Consider the following 20,646-nt stretch of genomic DNA (forward strand, 5'->3'; position numbering starts at 1 on the left):
CGGGTAGCCGTAGCGATCGTCGTCGTAGCCGCGGCTGCTGCGGGAACGGGTCATGCGTTCTGGGGGGCCTGCGGCAGGCCCATCGAGTAGTTCAGCACCCGGCAATCGGGGTTGTAGCGGAGGGCGCCGGCCTGCAGCAGTTCACGGATCTGGCCTTCGAGTTCTGAGCCGATGCGGCGCAGGTTGTAATCGTTGAGATCCTGGCCAGCGTGGGCCTCCACCAGCTCACGAAAGCGCTGCTGCACGGCGTCTTGGCTGGCGTTGTCCCAGATGAATTCGTTGTCGGGGTCGAGATCGAGGGTGAGCTGGTTGGGGTCGCACACCAGCTGGCCGTTCTCCACACGGGCGGTGAAGATCCGCACATGGCGGGTGGTGGATTTGAGCAGTGTGTCGGCCATGGAGGCAGGGCAGCGCAGGCCGGCAGACCCAAGGACCGGCTGGAGCAACTTTAGAAAGCCCCCGCGCCTGGCGGTCAAGCGGCGCAGCATCGCCCCCTCTTAAGGTTGATTGCTGATTCAGGGGTTTTCATGCGCGTCGCCATCGCTGGTGCTGGTCTGGCCGGTCTGGCCTGTGCCAAGTACCTCTGCGACGCCGGTCATACCCCGGTGGTGGTGGAAGCCCGCGATGTGCTCGGCGGCAAGGTGGCGGCCTGGCAAGACGAGGACGGCGACTGGTACGAGACCGGCCTGCACATCTTCTTCGGCGCTTACCGCAATATGCGCCAGCTGTTCAAGGAGCTGGACATCGAGGACAGGCTGCAGTGGAAGAGCCACTCGATGATCTTCAACCAGAAGGAAACGCCTGGCACCTACAGCCGCTTCGATTTCCCCGACATTCCGGCACCGTTCAACGGTGTGGCGGCGATCCTCGGTAACAACGACATGCTTACCTGGCCGGAGAAGATCTCCTTCGGTCTGGGTCTGGTGCCAGCGATGCTGCGCGGGCAGCAGTACGTGGAGGAGTGCGACCAGTACTCCTGGACCGAATGGCTGAAGTTGCACAACATCCCGGAGCGGGTGAACGATGAGGTGTTCATCGCCATGGCCAAGGCGCTGAATTTCATCGATCCCGATGAGATCTCCAGCACCGTGGTGCTCACTGCCCTCAACCGCTTTCTGCAGGAGGGGGATGGCTCCAAGATGGCCTTCCTCGATGGCAACCCACCCCAGCGGCTGTGCCAGCCGATCGTGGATTACGTCACCGAGCGTGGCGGCGAGGTGCATCTCGATTCACCGCTGCGTGAGATCGAGCTCAATGCCGACGGCTCCGTGAGCGGTTTCCGCATTGGCGGGATTAAGGGCAAGGAGGGCTTCACCCTGCAGGCCGATGCCTATGTGAGCGCCCTGCCGGTGGATCCGTTCAAGCTGCTGCTGCCGGAGCCTTGGAAGGAGATGCCCTACTTCAAGAAGCTCGATGGCCTCAACGGTGTGCCGGTGATCAACATTCACCTCTGGTTTGACCGCAAGCTCACCGAGATCGATCACCTGCTGTTCAGCCGCAGCCCACTGCTGAGCGTGTATGCCGACATGAGCAACACCTGCAAGGAATACGAAGATCCCGAGCGTTCGATGCTTGAGCTGGTGTTCGCTCCTGCCAAGGATTGGATCGGCCGCAGCGACGACGACATCGTGGCCGCCACCATGGAAGAGCTGAAGCGCCTCTTCCCGATGCACTTCACGGGCGACGATCAAGCCAAGCTGCGCAAGGCGATTGTGGTGAAAACGCCATTGTCGGTGTATAAAACTGTGCCCGGTTGCCAGCAGCTGCGCCCGGATCAAACGTCTCCGATCCCCAATTTCTTCCTGGCGGGCGACTACACGATGCAGCGGTATCTCGCTTCGATGGAGGGGGCTGTGCTCAGTGGCAAGCTCTGTGCGGAGGCTGTGGCGGCAGCGCCGGTGGCTGCAGCGGTGCCAGCGGCGGCCTGAGCCTGTGTCGTTGGCTGCTGCCCCAACAGAGATTCCTTCCTTAGAGGAGGCCTACGAGGCCTGCCGGCAAGAAACCGCCGAGTGGGCGAAAACCTTCTATCTCGGCACCCTGTTGATGCCCCCGGCGAAGCGCCGGGCCATCTGGGCGATCTACGTGTGGTGTCGCCGCACCGACGAGTTGATGGACAGCCCCGAGGCGATGACCCGCCCCGAGGCTGAACTGGCCCAGCGGCTCGATGCCTGGGAGCAGCGCACCCGCGATCTCTTTCGAGGCACCGTGCGCGATGGCCTCGATCGGGTGATGGCCGACACGATTGAGCGCTACCCCCAGCCGATCCAGCCCTATCTCGACATGATCGAGGGCATGCGGATGGATCTCACCACCCATCGCTATGCCACGTTTGAGCAGCTGAAGCTCTACTGCTACCGGGTTGCCGGCACAGTGGGGTTGATGACCCAAGAGGTGATGGGCATCGATCCGGCCTACACCTCAGCTCCTTGGAGCCATCCCCCCGACACCAGCGAAGCGGCGGTAGCGCTCGGCATTGCCAATCAGCTAACGAACATCTTGCGTGATGTGGGTGAGGATCGTGGTCGCGGCCGCATCTATCTGCCCCAAGAAGATCTCGAACGCTTCGGCTACAGCGAAGAGGAGCTGATGGCTGGCACTCTCAATGACAGTTGGCGAGAGTTGATGCGCTTTCAGTTAAATCGGGCGCGTGATTGGTTTGCGCGATCGGAGGCGGGTGTGCGCTGGCTGGCTCCCGATGCGCGCTGGCCGGTTTGGGCATCACTGCGCTTGTATCGCGGCATTCTCGATGTGATTGAAGAGTTGGACTACGACGTGTTCAAGTACCGCGCCTATGTGCCAACTTCCGGTAAGTTCCTCGATTTGCCCCGTTCGTTTGTGATAGCTCAGGCGCGTTGACACCAGCCCAGTTGAAGCCAATGCAACAGGATTGGATTCACCTGCTCGGGTGATTCGTCGTGGGGGCAATGGCCAAGCCCCTCAAGCACAGTGAGCTCTTGAATGCAGGCGTGGTTTTGCTCCCATCGCTGCGCTTCCTCAAGGGGTTCCCATGGATCCTGAGCGCCCCAGAGCAGGCGCACAGGTACCCGCAGCTGCTCCATGAGCTGGGGTGCCAGCCAGTCGTTGAAGAGATTCACGAAGCCGCGAAAGCTCTCGGTGGCGCCAGGTTGTTGGCTGGGGCGCAGCAACAGATCCACAAGCTCCTGATCCACATTGCGGCCGCTGGGGTAGGCCTGCTGCAGCACACTGCGCACGAAGGCGGGCCGAGCCAGTACCAGAAACAGGCTGTTGATGATCCAGCGCTGCCGCACCACCGTCATCACGAGTGGGCGTGTGAGACGGGCCGGCCAGGGTTGAGTGTCTAGCCGCTTCAGATCGAGTTCACGCTGGGCGCAGTCGATCAGGATCACTTGCTGTGGATCGTGGTGGATGGCTTGCAACAGCCGTGTGGCATTCAGGGCCACCACACCGCCGATCGAGTTTCCGATCAGTTGTAATTCGATTCCATCCCCAAGACCGATCACTTCGAGGCAGAAATCGCGCACTTGCTCCGCCCAGAGATCGAACCCGTAGCGCACCCCTCCAGGGATCAGCGGCTCTCCCTCCAGGCAGGAGATCGGCTTGCTGCTGTTGCCAAAGCCGAGTAAGTCGATGGCAAAAACAGTTGCCTCTTGGCTCAAGGGAGCCAGGTTGTGACGCCAGTGCCCTTTGGAGGCTCCGAAACCATGAATACAAAGAACGGCTCTCCCAGGGGAAGAGCCGTTGGCTTGCGATTTAACGCAGCTGTATCTAATGGAAAAGCCGCGCCAGGTCCAGCACTGCTCTTCCATGGTTGTCGTCAAACCGCAGCTTTCTGGTTATCGAGCAGGTTCTTAAGCTTGGCCAGTTCGCCGGCCCAGCGGGGATCGGGAGCGCCTTCTTCCACGGTGTCGCGGTGCACCACTTTGTTCACGGCTTTGCGGGCCACGGCGGGTGTGCCAGGGGCACCACCGGGGCGGCGATCATTACCCCGGCGGTCATCGCGGCGCTCGGAGCGCTCGATGCGGAGGGCGTTGCCGGCGAACTCACGGCCGTTGAGCTGCTCGATCACCGCATCGGCCACTTTCTCGTCGTCGACGTTGGCAAAACCGAAGCCACGACCAGCGCCGGTTTCACGGTCTTGAACAGCCTTGAAGCGAATCCCTTCACCCACGCTGGAGAACAGAGCGTCGAGCTCCTTGGCGTCAAAGCTCTGGGGCAGGTTGCCAACGTACAGACGAACGCTCATGGGAAGGAAGGGAGGAAAGAGAGGGGAAAACGTGTTCTGGCCTTGCGGGCTGACACCACGCGGTCGGAAAGTGCCCGCCAATTCATGCACTGCCGGTATGGCAGCTGCGGGAATGGGCGTTTCAAGGCTGTTAACCGAACTGGCGAGATCTCAGCGTCCGAATTGGCGCGAATCAGGTCGTCTTAAACGCCTTTGCGTTTGAAGTTAATCACGGCGAGGTGCCCTTTCGCCAGCATCTTCAGCAGATTCGAGCCAGCGACGGGCTTGCTCCAGCGCCGCATCGCGATTGTCCAGGCGTCCGAAGGCTTGCTCTTGCATCAGGTGTAGCAGCAGCGCTCCCAAGGCCGGAGACGGTGGAATCTGCAGTGCGCGCTGCAAGCTCAGCCCATCGATGGGGGGGCTGGGATGAAACAGGTGATCGCTGGGATCCCGCCAGCGCTCCATCCAGGCGCGGGCGGCATCGCTGGGCCAGTCCAGGACCAGGGCCGGCAAGCTCGCTTCCAGATCTCGATGCAGCTGCAACCGTTCCGTTTCTGGGAGCGCAGCCGCCTGCATCGCTGGCTGTGTGCCCCCCAGCTGCTGCTGCCAGCGGCGCAGGGTGCTCACCTGCTTCTGCAGCTTGCGGCTGCTGCGCAGTTGCTCCAGCGCCGCGGCATCCACCACGTTGGCCAGCCGCGCCAGCGGCAAAAAGCTGCTCCGCTCCGCTTGGCTCCAGCCGCGCTCGTGTGCCGCCTGGGCACTGCACCGCGCTAGCCGCTGGGCTTCTTCAGGGGTCCAGGGGCTCCGGCGCCAGGGGACTAGCAGCTTCAGCTCCAGGCAACGCGCTAGCAACGGCTCGCCCCCGGGGGCCGCCGCCAGCTTGTCCAGCTCCGCAAGCACCCGTTCGCCCGCGACAGGGGCTATGGCTGCGTGGTGCTGACTGATCCACCTGGCCGTGCTCGGCTCCAGCGCAAAGTCCAACTGGCCCGCTAGCCGCAGCCCCCGCAACAGCCGCAGTGGGTCGTCGAGCAGGTTGCTCTCCGCCACAGCCACCAGTTGCTTGGCTTGCAAGTGGCGGTAGCCGTTCAGCGGATCCACCAGCAGCCGGCGCTCCGCCAGGGGCAGCGCCATCGCATTGATCGTGTAGTCGCGCCGGTGTAGATCGGCCTCCAGGCTGTCGCCATCGCGCCGGGCCAAATCGATGCTCCAGCCGCCGATCACCAGCCGCGCCATGGAGCGTTCGGCATCCAGCACCACAGTGCTGCCCCCATGGCGCCGCCCCAGCTGCCGGCAGAGCGCCACCGCATCTCCCTCCACCACGACATCCAGATCCGGGGCGTCACCGAGGCGATCCAGCAGGGCATCGCGCACGGCGCCTCCCACCAAGGCCGCCTCCTGGGGAAAGGCCTCCTTGGGGAGTGGCCAGCGCTCCGGTTGCAGTCGCCTCCAGGCCTGCTCAGCTGCACCAGCAGGGTTCACAATGGCCCCATCCGCTGCGGCGCCGGGCATGTGCATCTGCGTGGATTGCCGCTGGGTGGATCAATGCCAGGCCTACCACGCGGTTGAACGCCAACACGGCGTGGCCCACCTCACCCCAACGCCGGTGTTTGTGCCGCAGGAGCCCAGGATTCACGTTCAAGTGCTCGACCTGGCGCCTGGCCAGGTGGGGGTGGAGTGGGATGTGCGGGCGTGCGGCAGTTTTGAGCTCGATCGAGGCCGCTGGCAGCGGTTGCGCCCGGATCAGGTGGTGCCCACATGAGTGGCCCCCCGTTGCTGTTGGCCTTGCACAGCTCCAGCGAGACCCTCGGGGTGGCTGTGCAGCCCCTGTGTCAGTCGGATGCTGGGGCGCAGGTGGAGGGTTTCCCCTTGGGCCGGCGCTTGTCGAATCAGCTCCTCCCCTGCGTGGAGCAGCTGTTGCCGGCTGATCAATGGCCCCGAATCGGGCGCTTGGCTGTGGCCATAGGGCCCGGCGGCTTCACCGGGACCCGGCTCACGGTGGTGCTGGCGCGCACGCTGGCTCAGCAGCTGGGTATCCCGCTCCATGGCTTCAGCAGCTTTTTGTTGATCGCGCGCCGTTTGCTGGCGGCTGAAGAGCCGGCCTCGCCTGGTCAGCGGCTGTGGCTGGAGCAGGTGTTGCCCCGCCGCGGCAGCGTGGTGGGCTGCTACGGCCTCGATCCCACCGCCCTCGGTGGGGTGGCGGAGCTGGAGACGCCGCGGCTGGTGCGCCCTGAGGAGTCCTGGGGCGGCGATGCGCCCTGTGCTCCTGCTGTGGTGGATGCAGTGGCGGATGCACGCCAATTGCTGGAGTTGGGCCAGTTGGCCCATGCTGCGGATCTGGCTGGCCCCTGGGCGCCGGTGCTGCCGCTCTATCCCACCAGCCCGGTGGAGGGGCTGTGAGGCGTTCCCGTCCGCGCCCGCGTGCAGACCAGCGGCCGGCTGTCCCGCCGGCCCGCCGGCGTCGCCCGCGGCGTGGCCGTTGGTTGTTGGCGGGCTTGGCCGCCACCGGGCTGGTGGTGTTCTCCCGCGGCTTGTGGCAGCCCCCTTTGCCTCCGCCCCAGATGATCCTGGTGTTGGGCGGTGATGTGGAACGGGAGCGGGTGGCGGCTGAGTTGGCGGAGCGGGATGGTTTACCGGTGCTGGTGAGTGGCGGCAGCAATCCTGAATATGCCCACTGGCTGTTCGGGCGGCGGGGCCTCGATCAGGGGCGCGTGCAGCTGGATTACCGCGCCACCGACACCCTCACCAACTTCACCTCGATCGTGGATGACCTGCGGCGCGCCAAGGTGCGCCATGTGCTGTTGGTCACGAGCAGCGATCACATGCAACGGGCCATGCTCGTGGGCCGGCTGGTGGCCGGCAGCCGCGGCATTGGCCTCACGCCGGTGGAGGTGCCCTGCGGAGCGCGTTGTACGCCGGAGGGCTGGCGCAAGGTGTGGGGCGACGGGGCCCGCGCGGCCCTGTGGGTGCTCACGGGCCGCGATCTCAGGCGCTGGGCGGCAGCGCGGTTCGCTCCGATGCTGGAGGGAGTGCGGGGCCGTTGATCAACCCCTGATCCAGCAGGGCATTGATCTGGGCCTGGCAGGCGGCGGTGGCGGCATCGAGGTCGGCCCGTTTGCGCGAGGCCGGAGGCGGAATCGGTGTGCCGATGCGGATGTGTACGGGCAGCAGCCGCGGTTGCTTGGAGCCTGTCCCAAGGGCCCGGTGGCTGTTGATGATCGCGACCGGTAGCAGCGGCACCCCGGCGCGGGCTGCCAGGAGTGCTGCGCCGGGCTGGGGGTTGTTCACGCGACCATCGGCCTGGCGGGTGCCATCGATGAACACACCGGTGGCCCAACCCTGCTCAAGGCGATCGGTGGCGGTGCGGATCGCTTCGCGGTCGCTGGCGCCACGGGCCACGGGATAGGCGCCGCAGGCGCGGATGATCGGTCCCAAGATCGGGATTCGAAACAGCTCAGCCTTGGCCATGAAGGCCACGGGGCGCCCCAGGGCATGGCCCAGCAGCGGCGGGTCGAGATGGGAGCCATGGTTGGCCACCACCACCAGTGCCCCCTCGTGGGGAACATTGGTGTTGCCGGCGGTCCGGCCGCGGAACAGCAGCCGGTAGATCGGGAACACCAGCAGATAGCTCACCAGCCGGTAGGTGAGGCTGGGTTTCGGTGTGCGCAGCAGGGCTGGTGGTTCGGCGGGTTTGCGCCGGCGGCGCAGCACTCGCTTCACCGCGTTCACCGGCCGGCTGCCCGGCCGCTGCATGGGGTCGCTCACAGCCCCAGGTCGGCGGCGCCGCTGATCTGGGCGGTGGTGATCCCCTCGCACCCACGCTTGATCAGGCCGCTCAGCACGTTGCCGGGGCCGATCTCCACGGCGGTGTCGATGCCTGAGGTGCTGAAGGCCTCCATCGTTTCGCGCCAGCGCACGCCGGTGGTCATTTGGGTGCGTAGCCGCTGCTTGAGGGCCGCGCCATTGGTTTCGGGGGTGGGATCGGTGTTGCTCAGCACCGGAATCACAGCATCGGCGAAGGGCACGGCCTCCAGTGCCGCCGCAAAGGCATCCGCGGCGCTCTGCATGAAGGGTGAATGGAAGGCCCCACTCACCGCCAGGGGGATGGCGCGTTTGCATTTGAGCTGGCCGCTCACGGCTGCCACCGCCTCGGGGCTGCCGGAGAGCACCACCTGGGCGCTGCTGTTGTCGTTGGCGATCACCACCCCTTCGGTGGCGGCCACCAGCTGATCGAGCTCGGCGCGATCGAAGCCCATCACGGCGGTCATGGCTCCGCCGCCGGCCGCCGCCATCAGTTCGCTGCGGGTTTTCATCAGCTGCAGGCCCGTGTTCACATCGAACACGCCTGCGGCGTAGAGGGCCACCAGCTCGCCCAGACTGTGGCCGGCCACCCGATCGGCGCTGCGGCCCTGGGCCTTGAGGCCATCCACCAGCAAGCTCTCGATCACGAAGAGGGCTGGCTGTGTGTTGCGGGTGTCGTTGAGATCGCTCAGCTCACCGTCGGCTTCACCGGCGCAGATGGCGAGCAGATCACGGCCCAGCAGGTCGGAAGCGGCGGCGAAGCGATCGCGGCCGCCGGGCAGCTCGAGCACCCCGGCGGCCATGCCCAGCTTCTGTGAGCCCTGTCCGGGAAACACCCAGGCGATACCCATGGCCGCACGCGTTGCACTGTGTGGGGGGGAGATTACGCGGCGGGGCCGAGGGCCCGGCCGGCTCAGCCCTGCGGACCAGCCCAGCGCAGCAGCGCGCCGCCCCAGCTCAGGCCAGCCCCAAAGCCACTGCTGGCGATCAGATCGCCGGGTTTCACCCGCCCATCCTTCACCGCCTCATCCAGCATCAATGGGATGGTGGCCGCTGAGGTGTTGCCATAGCTGGCCAGGTTGCTCAGCACCCGCTCGTGGGGAATGGCAAAACGATCGGCCACGGCATCAAGAATGCGCTGGTTGGCCTGGTGCAGCAGCAGCCAATTGAGATCGGAGGCGGGGGTGCCGGTGCTCTCCAGCAGCTCCTTGAGCACCGCCGGCACTTCCCGCACCGCAAACTTGTACACCTCCTGGCCGTTCATGCGCAGCGGGGCAAAGCCCCCCACCTGGGCGCTCACGCCACCGAGCACGTCGGTGTGTGTATCGGTCTGGGCGAGGGTGAGGCAGCTGTTGCGGCTGCCATCAGAGTGCATGCGGAAGCCGAGCAGGCCGTCCTGCTCGGCGGGGCAGGATTCCACGGCCACGGCAGCGGCGCCATCGCCGAACAGCACGCAGGTGGTGCGATCGTCCCAATCCACCCAGCGGCTGAGTTGATCGGCGCCGATCACCAGGGCCCGGCGCATGGCACCACTGCGCAGGTATTGGCCGGCGGTGATCAGGGCAAACAGGAAGCCGCTGCAGGCGGCGGTGAGATCAAAGGCCACGGCATGGCGGGCACCAATGGCGCCCTGCACCCGCGGCGCCATTCCGAACAGGTCGTCGGGGCTGGAGGTGGCCATCAGGATCAGATCCAGATCCTCGGGTGCCCAGCCCGCGTGGTCCAGGGCTGCTTGGGCGGCGCGACTGGCGAGCAGCGTGAGCGGTTCATCGGCCGCGCAGATGCGGCGTGCGCCGATGCCAGTGCGGGTGCGGATCCACTCGTCGCTGGTGTCGACGCGTTCGCTCAGCTGTTGATTGCTCACGCTGATGGCGGGCACGGCACTGCCGCAGCCCACCAGGGCCATGCCGCAGCTGTTCACGGTGCTGTTTGTCTGGCCCAGCCCCACCGGATCAGCCCAACGGTGCGGTCAGTCAACCACAGGCCACGGCAGGGCTCTCGCTCTCGCTGAGCTGTTGCAGATCCTCCATCACACCGTGGTTGGCAGCGGAGTGGGCGATGCGCAGGGCGCTCACCACCGAGAGAGCCTTGCTGCTGCCATGGCCGATCACACACACACCGTTCACGCCCAGCAACAGGGCCCCGCCGTGCTCGGCGTGGTCGAGGCGCTTCTTGATGCGGCGCAGGTTGCTCATCAAAAACGCAGACCCCACCTTGCCGCGGCGGCCGCGGGGCAGCTCAGCCTTGAGCACATCCAGCAGCACGCTGCCCACGCTTTCCAGGAACTTCAGCAGCACATTGCCGGTGAAGCCGTCGCACACCACTACGTCGAACGCACCGGAGAGCACATCACGGCCCTCGCAGTTGCCGGCGAACTGGAAGCGGCTTTCCGCGGCCATCAGCGGATAGGTGCGCAGGGCGAGATCGTTGCCCTTGCACTCCTCCTCGCCGATGTTGAGCAGGCCGATGCGCGGCTGGCTCACCTGCAGCACGTCACGGCTGTAGATGTTGCCCAGCAGGGCCCACTGGTGCAGGTAGGCCGGTTTGGCATCCATGTTGGCGCCCACATCGAGCACTAGCACCTGCTGCTCGGGATCCTTGGTGGGGAAGAGGGCGCCGATGGCGGGGCGATCGATCCCCTTGAGGCGCCCGAGCCGGAAGATCGCTGACGCCATCACGGCGCCAGAGTTGCCGGCTGAATACACGGCCGTGGCCTTACCGGCCTTCACCAGGTCCATGGCCACATTGATGCTGGCGTCGCGCTTCTTGCGCACCACGGTGGCTTCTTCATCCATGCCCACCGACACACCGCTGGGCACCAGCTCCAGTAGACCCTCCTGCTGCGCCGCCTCCAGTTCCTCGCTGAGCTCCAGCTCGGCCACAGCGGTGGCCACGGCTTCAGCCTCGGCCACGAATTTCACCCGCAGTGGCAGGAGCCGCACCGCCCGCAAGCAGCCTTCCAGGATCGGGCCGGGGGCGTAGTCGCCGCCCATGCCATCCACCGCCACCCAGAGGCGATCGGCATCGTTGATCGGTGTGCCTTCGCTGCCCCCCACGCCCCGCTGCAGGCGGCGCAGGGGGTCGAACACCAGTGGCTGCAGCACGGTGTTGGCCGCTCCCGCTGCGGCACCGGCGGCGCTGCCGGCCACGGAGCCCGCCATCGACCCGGCGGCATTGGCCGTGGCCGTCGCCGTACCCACCAGGCTCGTGACCGCTGCATTACGGCGATACCAGATCACCAGGCGGCGGATGGCGCGGGGGCGGCCGCGGCGGCTGCCGGTGCCGGAACCTGGTACGTCAGAGGGCTTCGGGGGCAACGGCGTCAACGATGCGTTGGAACAGATAACCGGTGCCGCGGGCCGTGAGGATCAGCTCGGGGTTGGCCGGATCGTCTTCCAGTTTGGAGCGCAGCCGGGAGATATGAACATCCACCACCCGGGTATCCACGTGACGCTCCGGGGTGTAGCCCCACACTTCTTTGAGAATTTCGCCTCGGCTGAAGGGCTCACCGCTGCGGCCCACCAGCAGCTCCAGCAGGCTGAACTCCATGCCGGTGAGGCGGATGCGCTCCTCGCCCCGGTACACCTGCCGCTTGTTGGTGTCGATGCGCAGGTCGCTCACCTGGATCACGCCGGAGTTGGGGATGCCGGCCACGCTGTCTTTCTCCACCCGGCGCAGCACGCAGCGAATGCGGGCCTCCAGCTCCTTGGGGCTGAAGGGTTTCACCACGTAGTCGTCGGCGCCGAGCTCGAGGCCGGTGATGCGGTCGGCCACATCGCCCAGGGCGGTGAGCATCACGATCGGCACGTCCGATTCCTTGCGCAGCTCCTGGCAGACGCCGTAGCCATCGAGCTTCGGCATCATCACGTCGAGCACCACCAGATCGGGGTTGGTGCGGCGAAAGGCCTCGAGCGCTTCCTGGCCGTCGCAGGCGGTCACCACCTGATAGCCGATCATCGAGAGCCGCGTTTCCAGAATCCGGCGGATGCTGGCTTCGTCGTCCACCACCAGGATCGTTTCCTTGGCGGCGGAGGCAGTTGTGCCGGTTGAGGCCGTCATTGCGCCACTCGTTGTGGACGGGGTTAAGTAGTTCGACCTACTGAAAAGGTCGCGAGGCCTCCGGGTTCTGCGGCAGCCACCTTTCTTCATACACCGTTTTGGCCCGCGCCACCAGCCTTTACGTCTGCCAGAGCTGCGGAGCCCAGACCCGCCAGTTCTTCGGCCGCTGCAGCAGTTGCGGCAGCTGGAACACCCTGGTGGAGCAGGCGGCAACCCCCACCGACAACCGCCGCCGCCGGCCTGTTGCCGCCCTGGCTGAAGCTGCCATCCCCGCTGCACCGCGGCGCTCCGAGCCGATTGCTGCGGTGGGCGATCGGCCCCTGCAGCGGCTGGGCAGCGGCTACGGCGAGCTGGACCGTGTGCTCGGCGGTGGGTTGGTGCCTGGTTCGCTGGTGTTGCTGGGTGGCGACCCCGGCATCGGCAAAAGCACGTTGCTGCTGCAGAGCGCTCAGGCGATGGCTGCCCGCCATTCCGTTTTGTATGTGAGTGCGGAGGAATCGGCGCAGCAGGTGAAGTTGCGCTGGCGTCGTCTGGCGGAGGAGCAAGGGGAGCTGGCCCCGGCTGGCGGCCCCGGCCTGCAGCTGCTGGCGGAAACCGACCTGGAGTTGGTGCTGCAGGAGCTCGAAGCGCTGCGCCCGGCGGTGGCTGTGATCGACAGCATCCAGGCCCTCCACGACGGCGAGCTCGGCAGCGCCCCCGGTTCCGTAGCCCAGGTGCGCGAATGCGCCGCGGCCCTGGCCCGCATCGCCAAGCGGCAAGACACGGCCCTGTTGCTGGTGGGCCACGTGACCAAGGAGGGCATGCTCGCTGGGCCCAAAGTGCTGGAGCACCTGGTGGATGCGGTGCTCACCTTTGAAGGCGATCGCTTCGCCAGCCACCGGCTGCTGCGGGCCGTGAAGAACCGCTTCGGCGCCACCCACGAGCTGGGGGTGTTTGAGATGCGCGGCCAGGGCCTAGCCCAGGTGCTCAACCCCAGCGAGCTGTTTCTCGGCAGCGATGAACCCAGCGCCGGCACCGCCACGATCGTGGCCTGTGAAGGCACACGGCCTTTGGTGGTGGAGCTCCAGGCACTGGTGAGCACCACCAGCTATTCCAGCCCGCGCCGCACCGCCACCGGCATCGGCACCAACCGCCTGCACCAGATTCTGGCGGTGCTGGAAAAACACCTGGGTTTGCCCCTGTCGCGCTTCGATTGCTATCTGGCCGTGGCCGGTGGCCTGGAGGTGGAGGAGCCTGCGGCCGATCTCGGCGTGGCGGCAGCGGTGGTGGCCAGCTACCGGGATCTCACCCTGCCGCCTGGCACGGTGCTGATCGGTGAGCTGGGCCTCGGCGGGCAGCTGCGGCCGGTGGCGCAGCTGGAGCAGCGCCTTCAGGAGTCAGCCCGCTTGGGCTTCCGCCGTGCGGTGGTGCCCAAAGGCAGTGGTCTGGGGCGCTTGGCGGCGGGCCTGGATCTGCAGCTGCTGGAGGCCGGCGGGGTGGCGGAGGCGCTGGTGGCGGCCCTTGGGGTGAACCCCGCCGACGATCGAGCTTGAGGCGGTTGCCTCAGAAATACACGTCGACGTTGCCGCGGCCGCTGGTTTTGAGCCAGTTCTGGGCCTCGATGTAGTTGTTCGGGGCCAAGCGGATCGCTTTGGTCCACAGATCAGCGGCCTGATCGAAGTGACGATCAGCCAGGTCGCCGTCGCCGTTTTCTTCCGCCAAGGAGCCCAGGTGGTGGTGGATCACCGCCATGTTGTTGAGGGCTTGGGGCATCTTGCTGTTGAGATCGAGGGCCTGGCCGTACTGCTCTAGGGCCTTCTCGTGCTCTCCGTTGCTGGCGTACACCAGCGCCATGTTGTAGAGGATGAAGGCGCGGTCGTTGGGGTCTTCCTCCAGCTTCAGCGCTTCGGCGTAGTTGTCGAGCGCTTCGGCGTATTCACCATCAGCCTGGGCGCTCATCCCGTCGCGGTAGTAGGCGAAGGCCTCCTTGGCGCGCTGGTTGGTGGGCAGCACCTTGAGGATCAGGTCGGCCATCACCGTGAAGCTCTTGTCGATGAAGTTGTCGTTGCGCTGAGAGCGGGGCACGGCGATCTGCTGAGCTTCGTGGGCCCATCCTCACCTGCCTGGGGCGGGGGATGCCGGGGCTGTTCGCACTCCCTAGCCTTGGCGTCGCCCACCCCCAGCCCCGTGAGCAGCGGCCCTGAATCCGCACCGCAGCCGGTGGCTGCTCTGCTGCTCGAGGTGGAGGGCATGAAATGTGGAGGCTGCGTGCGCGCCGTGGAGCAGCGCCTGCTGGCCCAGCCCGGCGTTCGCCAGGCCAGCGTCAGCCTGCTCAACCGCACCGCCTGGGTGGGGTTGGATCCAGCCGTGCTTGGCCAGAGCGAGCACGATCCCAGCGAGGCGCTGATCGAGGCCCTGCTGGCCATGGGCTATCAGGCCCATCGCCGCGAAGATCAGGCCAGCACCCCGGCGGAGCGCCGGCAGCAGCAGAGCTGGTGGCTGCGCTGGCAGCAACTGGTGGTGGCACTGGTGTTGCTGCTGGTGTCGGCGGCGGGCCACCTGGCTGAGATGGGGCAGCTGCCGCTCCCCTGGCTGGCAGACATGCGGGTGCATGCCCTGGTGGCCACCGTGGCCCTGGCCTTGCCGGGGCGGTCGATCCTCGTGCGCGGAGCGCGCTCGGCTTTTGCCGGTGCCCCGGGGATGGACACGCTCGTGGGCTTGGGGATGGCCAGCGCCTACCTGGCCAGCCTCGTGGCCCTGATCTGGCCGGCCGTGGGCTGGCAGTGTTTCTTCAACGAGCCCGTGATGCTGCTGGGCTTTGTGCTGCTGGGCCGTTTCCTCGAGGAGCGGGCCCGCTTCCGCACGGGGCGGGCCCTGCAGGAGCTGGCGCGTCTGCAGCCCGATGAGGCGTTGCTGGTGGTGGGTACGGGCCCTGAGGCGATCACCAGGCCCGTGCGGGTGGGGGCGCTGCGCCCCGGTGATCGCCTGCGCTTGCTGCCCGGCGATCGTGTGCCGGTGGATAGCCGCGTGCTCGAAGGGCTGTCCAATCTGGATGTGTCGAGCCTCACCGGTGAACCGTTGCCCCAGGAGGTGAGCGCAGGCTGTGAGCTGGCGGCCGGAAGCCTCAACCTCCAGGCGCCGCTGCTGCTGGAGGTGGTGCGCCCCGGTAGCGAGAGCGCGGTGGCCCGGATCATTGCCCTGGTGGAGCAGGCCCAGGCGCGCAAAGGGCCGATTCAGGGGCTTACCGATCGGGTGGCGGGCCGCTTCAGCGTGGCGGTGATGCTGCTGGCGCTGGGCACTTGGCTGTTTTGGTGGCTCTGGGGTGCGCAGCTCTGGCCGCAGGTGCTCTCGGCGGCACCGGCGATGCATGCCCATGGCGGCCACAGGAGTTTGGGGTTGGCGGCTGAAACCCCCTTCGTGCTGGGCTTGCAGCTCAGCATTGCCGTGCTGGTGGTGGCTTGCCCCTGTGCATTGGGCTTGGCCACCCCCGCGGCCATCACCGTGGGCACCGGCCGGGCGGCCAAGGCCGGCATCCTGTTCCGCGGCGGGGATGTGATCGAAACGGCCGCGGCCCTCAGCACCGTGTTTTTCGATAAAACCGGCACCTTGAGCATCGGTCGCCCCAGCCTCAGCGGCCTGCGACCCGCCCAGCCCGGCCTCGAGGAGGCCGCTGTGGTGCAACTGGCCGCCAGCCTTGAAGCCGACACCCGCCATCCTCTGGCCCACGCCCTGCTGCAGCGAGCCCAAGAGCTGGAGCTGCCCCTGCTCAGCGTGGCGCAGCCGCGCACCATCGCGGGCGATGGCCTGGAGGGAACCGTGGCGGGCTATGGCCGCTGTCGCTTGGGCCGCCCCGCCTGGATTGCAGCCAGTGGCCTGGTGCTCCCCCCTGACCTGCAGCGGTGGCTGCAGGAGCAGGAAGCCCGCGGCGCCACGGTGGTGGCCTTGAGCGCCGAGCATCGGCTGCTGGCGCTGTTGGCGATCGAAGACCCCATGCGCGCCGATGCCCCGCAGGCCCTGGCTGCGTTGCAGGCCATGGGGCTGCAGCTGGGCGTGCTCAGCGGTGACCGTCAGGGGCCAGTGCAGCACCTCGGCGATGCGCTGGGCCTGCGCGCGGAGCAACTGGCTTGGGAGCTGTTGCCGCAGCAGAAGCTGGAGCGGCTGCAGCACAGCGCTGGCCGTGGCCCGGTGGCGATGGTGGGCGACGGCATCAACGACGCTCCGGCTCTGGCGGCAGCGGATCTCGGGATCGCTGTGGGCACCGGCACCCAGATCGCCATGGATACCGCCGATCTGGTGGTGCTCGGGGATCGCCTCACGGCGATCCCCCAGGCCCTGCGCCTGGCTCGCCGCACCATGGCCAAGGTGCGCCAAAACCTCGCCTGGGCCTTCGGCTACAACCTGCTGGTGTTGCCCCTGGCCGCCGGCGCTCTGCTGCCGGGGTTCGGCGTGGTGCTCTCCCCTCCTCTGGCAGCGTTGTTGATGGCCTTCAGTTCGATCACCGTGGTGGTGAATGCCCTGCTGCTCGGTGGTGATGACTGAGCGCGGTCGGTTCCTGGTGCTTGAAGGCATCGATGGCTGTGGCAAGACCACGCAGATCGAGCATCTGAGCCACTGGCTTCCCCGCAGCGGACTGATGCCAGCGGCTGCCCAGTTGGTGGTGACCCGCGAACCAGGCGGCACCGAGCTCGGCCGCGCCCTGCGCCAGCTGCTGCTGCATCCGCCCGGGGCCGCGGCACCCTGCAGCACTGCAGAGCTGCTGCTGTATGCGGCCGATCGGGCCCAGCACGTGCAAGATCACATCTTGCCGGCCCTGGAGGCGGGCCATTGGGTGCTCAGCGACCGCTTCAGCGGCTCGACGGCCGCCTACCAGGGCTATGGCCGCGGCCTCTCCCTCGACTTGATCGAGCAGCTCAGCCTGATCGCCTGCCGTGGACTGCAGCCCGATCTCACCCTGCTGCTGGATCTGCCACTGGAGGAGTCGCTGCGGCGTCGCGGCCATCGGGCGGCGGATCGGATCGAAGCCAGTGGCGAAGCCTTTCTGGCCAGGGTCTGTGCAGGCTTTGTGGCCCTGGCGGCTCAACCTGGTTGGCAGCGGCTGGATGCTTCCCAGCCCCCTGAGGCCGTGAGCACAGCCCTGGAGGCGGCCATCACCCACTGCTGCCGTGCAGCCGCACACCCCGCCGATGACTGAGCGGCTCTTCGACGGTTTGGTGGGCCAGCAGCAGGCCAGCACCCTGCTGCTGGCTGCGCTGGAGCGCCAACGCTTGGCTCCCGCCTATTTGTTCTGCGGCCCCAATGGTGTGGGGCGTTCGATGGCGGCTCGCCGTTTTCTGGAGGGGGTGATCGCCGGGCCGGCGGGATCAGCCTCCGTGCGGCGCCGCTTGCAGGAAGGCAACCACCCGGATCTGCTCTGGGTGGAGCCCACCTACAGCGACAAGGGGCAGCTGGTGCCGGCCTCCAAAGCGGCTGATGCCGGCGTGAGCCGCAAGGCCCCGCCGCAGTTGCGGCTGGAGCAGGTGCGGGCTGTCTCGCAATTTCTGGCGCGCCGGCCGGTGGAGGCCAGCCGCTGCCTGGTGGTGATCGAAGCGGTGGAGGCCATGGCGGAGGGTGCCGCCAATGCCTTGCTGAAAACCCTCGAAGAACCTGGTGATGGACTGCTGATCCTGCTCACGGCGTCTCCGGATCGCCTGCTCAGCACGATCCGCTCCCGTTGCCAGAGCATCCCCTTTGCTCGCCTGGCCCCTGAGCAGCTGCAGCAGGTGTTGGCGGGCCAGACTCCGCTGCCCACCAGCCCGGATCCGCCCGAGCTGGTGGAGCTGGCCGCAGGCTCGCCAGGGGCCCTGCTGGAGCAAAGAATGCATTGGGAGGCGCTGCCGGAGGGGCTGGCGCAGCGTTGCGCCGCCCTGGTGGGTGGGGCATCAGCCGGTGCTGCTCAGCCCGCCAGCCCGGTCGAGGCCCTCAGCCTGGCCCGTGATCTCTGTGATGCGCTTGAGGTGGAGCAACAGCTTTGGCTGCTCGACTGGTGGCAGTTGCACCTCTGGCGGCTTAGCCCTCAGCCTGTGCAGCAACAACGCATGGAGCTGTTGCGTCGTCAGCTGCGCTCGTTCGTGCAGCCTCGCCTGGCCTGGGAGGTGGCGTTGCTGGAGCTGAGCGGCCTGATGGCTCAGTAGGAGCCGCTGATCAGGCGGCGCTGCGGCGATTGGCGCGGGCGTTGTGCACCAGCTGGGCGAGCTCCTCCTCGTGGGCACCGCTGGGCAGTTCCAGGCAATAGCCCGCTCCGTAGACCGTTTTGATGAAGCGGGGTTTGCGGGGATCGGGTTCGAGCTTGGTGCGCAGATGGCGCACGTGTACCCGGATCGTCTCGATGTCGTCGTCGGGTTCGTAGCCCCACACCTCTTTGAGGATGAGCGAGGGGGCCACGGTTTGCCCATGGCGCTGCAGCAGGCAGTGCAACAGCTCGAATTCCAGGTGTGTGAGCCGCACCGGTTCGTCGAACCAGATCGCCTCAAAGCGCTCTGGCACCAGGGTGAGGGCTCCGTAGCTCAGGATTTCGTTGTGCTTGGCCGAGAGAGGGGCCCGGTCGCTGCGGCGCAGCAGCGCCTTGATGCGCACGAGCAGCTCCTCGAGGTCGAACGGCTTGGCCAGGTAGTCTTCGGCGCCGGAATTGAAGCCGCTCACCTTGTCTTTTGTGCTGCCAAGGGCGGTGAGCATCAGGATGGGGATGCCCGTGGTGCGCTCATCGCGGCGCAGGCGCTGACAGAGCGTGAGGCCATCCACCTTGGGCAGCATCAGATCCAGCAGGATCAGATCCGGCGTGTACTGCAGAGCGAGAGCCTGTCCCTTGATGCCGTCTTCAGCCCGCTGCACATCGAAGCCGCTGTGTTCGAGGTGGCCGGCCACCAGCTCGCGCATGTCGCTGTCGTCTTCGATCAGCAGGATGCAGGGCTTCATGGTGGATCTCCGGCGGTGGAGTGCAGGCGCCGCGGGGTGAGGGCCGCTGTTCGTTGCTCACATTCTCTCTAGAAGATTGAGGAGCTGCAGAACTTTTCGTGTGTCCAGCGTGAGCTGGCTGAGGTTGAGAGCGCTTGCCCTGCAACGAGTCTTGAGCGCCGGCGAGTTGATTGACGCGCACGGATTTACAGGTTTTCTTCCGTTTGCCCTGTTGCAATTTGTCGGCCAACGATGCGATGCAGCCGCGTACATGCGGCGTCGAGTGCGCCATCGCCCCGACATGAAAAAACCCCAGCCGCGAGGCTGGGGTTTTCAAGCTCCCCGGGCGGGATTCGAACCTGCGACCAATCGATTAACAGTCGATCGCTCTACCGCTGAGCTACCGAGGAATGCGGCCCTGACGGGTGCTCGAAGAACTTACCCCTCAGCCCTTCCCGCCCGCAAGGGGGGCGAGCCGTTGCTCCATGGATTCGCCGCTCCGCCAGGGGCCAACGCTGCCTCGCTCCATCAGGGCGGCGCCATCGCACCAGCGCAGTTCCTCCAGTCGGTGGGTGATCCACAGGGCTGTGATCGGCTGCTCTTGGCGATCACAGAGGGAGCGGATCAACTGGAGCACCTCCGCTTGGCTGATTTCGTCCAGCAGAGCTGTGGGTTCATCCAGCAACAGCAGTTGGGCTTCGCTGGCCAGGGCGGCGGCGATGGCGAGGCGCTGCTTCTGGCCGCCGCTCAGGCTGTGAATGGGCCGCTGCCGGAATCCGGCCAAGCCCACCTGGCTGAGGGCCTGCTCCACGCGAGGTAGGCGCTCAGTCGTTGGAACCGTGTCGGGGAGGGCTAACTCGATCTCGCTGCCGCAACTTGGCAGCAGCAGTTGGTGATCGGGGTTTTGAAACACCAAAGCCGGCTTGAGCGGGCGCTGCAGGCGGCCCCGGGCTGGTGTCAGCAGTCCAGCGATCAAGCGCAGCAGGGTGCTTTTGCCGCTGCCGTTGCCACCCACCAGCATCCAGAGCCCGGCTCGGGGGATGGTGAGACTGCAGTGATTAAGGGCGCTGTGACCATTGGGCCAGGCAAATCCCAGCTGATCCACCACCAGGCTGGGGGCCTGATCAGCCATCGAAGCTGAAGCCAGGGCGCTTGCTGCCGCCGCCGATGGCGGATTTCTCGTAGGTCTGCACGGCCACCACCTCACTGGTGAGCAGGCTGACGCGTTTGGTTTCCTCCTTCTCGCAGCTCAGCTCCAGCAGGCGGGGATGGCCGCTCTCCATGGCCTGCTTCACCTGTTGATAGAGGGCTTCAGCATCGGCCTGCTCCTTGCGCTGCACGGCAATGGGCATGGGGCTCAGCTTGAGGGAGAGCTCAACGACGAACACAGCAGGGATTTCAGCCAGGCCCCACTTTGGCGAATCACAACGGCTTCGATGGCTCGCTAGGGGCTTTTACCTATCGGGTTGGGGCGATCCGCCACAGACGCTCGGTTCCCCGTACAGTGCGCGTGTAACGCTTCATGAAGCCGCTCTCATGACGATCGCTGTAGGGCGCGCGCCGCAGCGGGGATGGTTCGACGTCCTCGATGACTGGCTCAAGCGCGACCGCTTCGTTTTTGTCGGGTGGTCGGGTCTGCTCCTGTTCCCCACCGCCTACCTGGCGCTGGGTGGCTG

The 20,646-nt window shown here is 66.5% G+C and carries 22 protein-coding genes, 1 tRNA gene and 1 pseudogene; 10 read left to right on the forward strand and 14 right to left on the reverse strand.

What is annotated here, in order from left to right; genetic code table 11:
* Window positions 1-50: 50 nt before the first annotated feature.
* A complete protein-coding gene (gene ndhM, locus KUL97_RS12485) occupies window positions 51-398 on the reverse strand; it encodes an NAD(P)H-quinone oxidoreductase subunit M (protein WP_217797265.1) in 348 nt (115 codons plus the stop codon).
* A 129-nt stretch (window positions 399-527) separates the two neighbouring features.
* On the opposite strand from ndhM, the gene pds reads away from it, so the two are divergent.
* Together pds and KUL97_RS12495 are read left to right on the forward strand one after the other, a co-directional pair.
* Window positions 528-1,928, forward strand: coding sequence for a 15-cis-phytoene desaturase (gene pds / locus KUL97_RS12490; RefSeq protein WP_217797266.1), 1,401 nt, complete (start codon window positions 528-530; stop codon window positions 1,926-1,928).
* Between the two features lie 4 nt (window positions 1,929-1,932).
* A complete protein-coding gene (locus KUL97_RS12495) occupies window positions 1,933-2,856 on the forward strand; it encodes a phytoene synthase (protein ID WP_217797267.1) in 924 nt (307 codons plus the stop codon).
* Here the strand turns inward: KUL97_RS12495 and KUL97_RS12500 are convergent.
* The 3 genes from KUL97_RS12500 to KUL97_RS12510 form a co-directional block, all read right to left on the reverse strand.
* Complete coding sequence (locus tag KUL97_RS12500; protein WP_217797346.1) at window positions 2,844-3,788, reverse strand: alpha/beta fold hydrolase; 945 nt, start codon at window positions 3,786-3,788, stop codon at window positions 2,844-2,846. The two genes, KUL97_RS12495 and KUL97_RS12500, sit on opposite strands and share 13 nt — an antisense overlap.
* An 8-nt stretch (window positions 3,789-3,796) precedes the next feature.
* A complete protein-coding gene (locus KUL97_RS12505) occupies window positions 3,797-4,225 on the reverse strand; it encodes an RNA-binding protein (RefSeq protein ID WP_217797268.1) in 429 nt (142 codons plus the stop codon).
* 204 nt (window positions 4,226-4,429) lie between these two features.
* Window positions 4,430-5,713: a CCA tRNA nucleotidyltransferase gene (locus KUL97_RS12510; protein ID WP_217797269.1), complete on the reverse strand. Its 1,284-nt coding sequence runs from the start codon at window positions 5,711-5,713 to the stop codon at window positions 4,430-4,432.
* On the opposite strand from KUL97_RS12510, the gene KUL97_RS12515 reads away from it, so the two are divergent.
* From KUL97_RS12515 to KUL97_RS12525, 3 genes are all read left to right on the forward strand, one after another.
* On the forward strand, window positions 5,712-5,963 hold the full coding sequence (locus KUL97_RS12515) for a Ycf34 family protein (protein ID WP_217797270.1): 252 nt from the start codon (window positions 5,712-5,714) through the stop codon (window positions 5,961-5,963). The genes KUL97_RS12510 and KUL97_RS12515 overlap by 2 nt on opposite strands.
* Entirely contained in the window at window positions 5,960-6,601 is a 642-nt protein-coding gene (gene tsaB, locus KUL97_RS12520) for a tRNA (adenosine(37)-N6)-threonylcarbamoyltransferase complex dimerization subunit type 1 TsaB (protein WP_217797271.1), read from the forward strand. The genes KUL97_RS12515 and tsaB overlap by 4 nt, the downstream gene beginning before the upstream one ends.
* 161 nt (window positions 6,602-6,762) lie before the next feature.
* Complete coding sequence (locus KUL97_RS12525; protein ID WP_254896520.1) at window positions 6,763-7,245, forward strand: YdcF family protein; 483 nt, start codon at window positions 6,763-6,765, stop codon at window positions 7,243-7,245.
* Here the strand turns inward: KUL97_RS12525 and KUL97_RS12530 are convergent.
* The 5 genes from KUL97_RS12530 to rpaB form a co-directional block, all read right to left on the reverse strand.
* Complete coding sequence (locus KUL97_RS12530; RefSeq protein ID WP_254896445.1) at window positions 7,187-7,954, reverse strand: 1-acyl-sn-glycerol-3-phosphate acyltransferase; 768 nt, start codon at window positions 7,952-7,954, stop codon at window positions 7,187-7,189. The genes KUL97_RS12525 and KUL97_RS12530 overlap by 59 nt on opposite strands.
* Before the next feature lie 8 nt (window positions 7,955-7,962).
* Window positions 7,963-8,853 carry an ACP S-malonyltransferase gene (gene fabD, locus KUL97_RS12535; protein WP_217797272.1) on the reverse strand — a complete coding sequence of 297 codons (891 nt, stop codon included), beginning with the start codon at window positions 8,851-8,853 and terminating at the stop codon, window positions 7,963-7,965.
* Between the two features lie 62 nt (window positions 8,854-8,915).
* Window positions 8,916-9,908: a beta-ketoacyl-ACP synthase III gene (locus KUL97_RS12540; protein ID WP_217797349.1), complete on the reverse strand. Its 993-nt coding sequence runs from the start codon at window positions 9,906-9,908 to the stop codon at window positions 8,916-8,918.
* Window positions 9,909-9,975: 67 nt separating this feature from the next.
* Complete coding sequence (plsX, locus tag KUL97_RS12545; protein WP_217797273.1) at window positions 9,976-11,319, reverse strand: phosphate acyltransferase PlsX; 1,344 nt, start codon at window positions 11,317-11,319, stop codon at window positions 9,976-9,978.
* Entirely contained in the window at window positions 11,300-12,061 is a 762-nt protein-coding gene (gene rpaB / locus KUL97_RS12550) for a response regulator transcription factor RpaB (RefSeq protein ID WP_217797274.1), read from the reverse strand. Before rpaB ends, plsX begins: the two co-directional genes overlap by 20 nt.
* A gap of 98 nt (window positions 12,062-12,159) precedes the next feature.
* On the opposite strand from rpaB, the gene radA reads away from it, so the two are divergent.
* A complete protein-coding gene (radA, locus tag KUL97_RS12555) occupies window positions 12,160-13,593 on the forward strand; it encodes a DNA repair protein RadA (protein ID WP_217797275.1) in 1,434 nt (477 codons plus the stop codon).
* Between the two features lie 10 nt (window positions 13,594-13,603).
* Here radA and KUL97_RS12560 read toward each other — a convergent pair whose 3' ends face one another.
* Window positions 13,604-14,125 (reverse strand): photosystem I assembly protein Ycf3, encoded by a 522-nt coding sequence (locus KUL97_RS12560; RefSeq protein ID WP_010305014.1) that lies wholly within the window; start codon window positions 14,123-14,125, stop codon window positions 13,604-13,606.
* Window positions 14,126-14,227: 102 nt separating this feature from the next.
* Here KUL97_RS12560 and KUL97_RS12565 point away from each other — a divergent pair, with 102 nt between their 5' ends.
* Genes KUL97_RS12565 through KUL97_RS12575 form a run of 3 tightly spaced genes read left to right on the forward strand, consistent with a single transcriptional unit; the run spans window position 14,228 to window position 18,210 of the window.
* Complete coding sequence (locus tag KUL97_RS12565) at window positions 14,228-16,579, forward strand: heavy metal translocating P-type ATPase (RefSeq protein ID WP_368656160.1); 2,352 nt, start codon at window positions 14,228-14,230, stop codon at window positions 16,577-16,579.
* On the forward strand, window positions 16,572-17,231 hold the full coding sequence (gene tmk, locus KUL97_RS12570; RefSeq protein WP_217797276.1) for a dTMP kinase: 660 nt from the start codon (window positions 16,572-16,574) through the stop codon (window positions 17,229-17,231). Before KUL97_RS12565 ends, tmk begins: the two co-directional genes overlap by 8 nt.
* Window positions 17,224-18,210, forward strand: a complete 987-nt coding sequence (locus KUL97_RS12575) for a DNA polymerase III subunit delta' (RefSeq protein WP_217797277.1) — start codon at window positions 17,224-17,226, stop codon at window positions 18,208-18,210. The genes tmk and KUL97_RS12575 overlap by 8 nt, the downstream gene beginning before the upstream one ends.
* Window positions 18,211-18,220: 10 nt before the next feature.
* On the opposite strand, the gene KUL97_RS12580 is transcribed toward KUL97_RS12575, so the two are convergent.
* From KUL97_RS12580 to KUL97_RS12595, 4 genes are all read right to left on the reverse strand, one after another.
* Window positions 18,221-18,991, reverse strand: a complete 771-nt coding sequence (locus KUL97_RS12580; protein ID WP_217797278.1) for a response regulator transcription factor — start codon at window positions 18,989-18,991, stop codon at window positions 18,221-18,223.
* Window positions 18,992-19,308: 317 nt separating this feature from the next.
* Window positions 19,309-19,380 (reverse strand) — tRNA-Asn (locus KUL97_RS12585).
* A gap of 35 nt (window positions 19,381-19,415) precedes the next feature.
* A complete protein-coding gene (locus tag KUL97_RS12590; RefSeq protein WP_217797279.1) occupies window positions 19,416-20,102 on the reverse strand; it encodes an ABC transporter ATP-binding protein in 687 nt (228 codons plus the stop codon).
* Window positions 20,095-20,322 carry a hypothetical protein gene (locus KUL97_RS12595; protein ID WP_254896446.1) on the reverse strand — a complete coding sequence of 76 codons (228 nt, stop codon included), beginning with the start codon at window positions 20,320-20,322 and terminating at the stop codon, window positions 20,095-20,097. The genes KUL97_RS12590 and KUL97_RS12595 overlap by 8 nt, the downstream gene beginning before the upstream one ends.
* 184 nt (window positions 20,323-20,506) lie before the next feature.
* Here KUL97_RS12595 and KUL97_RS12600 point away from each other — a divergent pair.
* Window positions 20,507-20,646: pseudogene (locus tag KUL97_RS12600) on the forward strand (photosystem II D2 protein (photosystem q(a) protein)); the annotation flags it as partial.

Source organism: Synechococcus sp. HK05 (genome assembly GCF_019104765.1).
GTDB lineage: Bacteria > Cyanobacteriota > Cyanobacteriia > PCC-6307 > Cyanobiaceae > Vulcanococcus.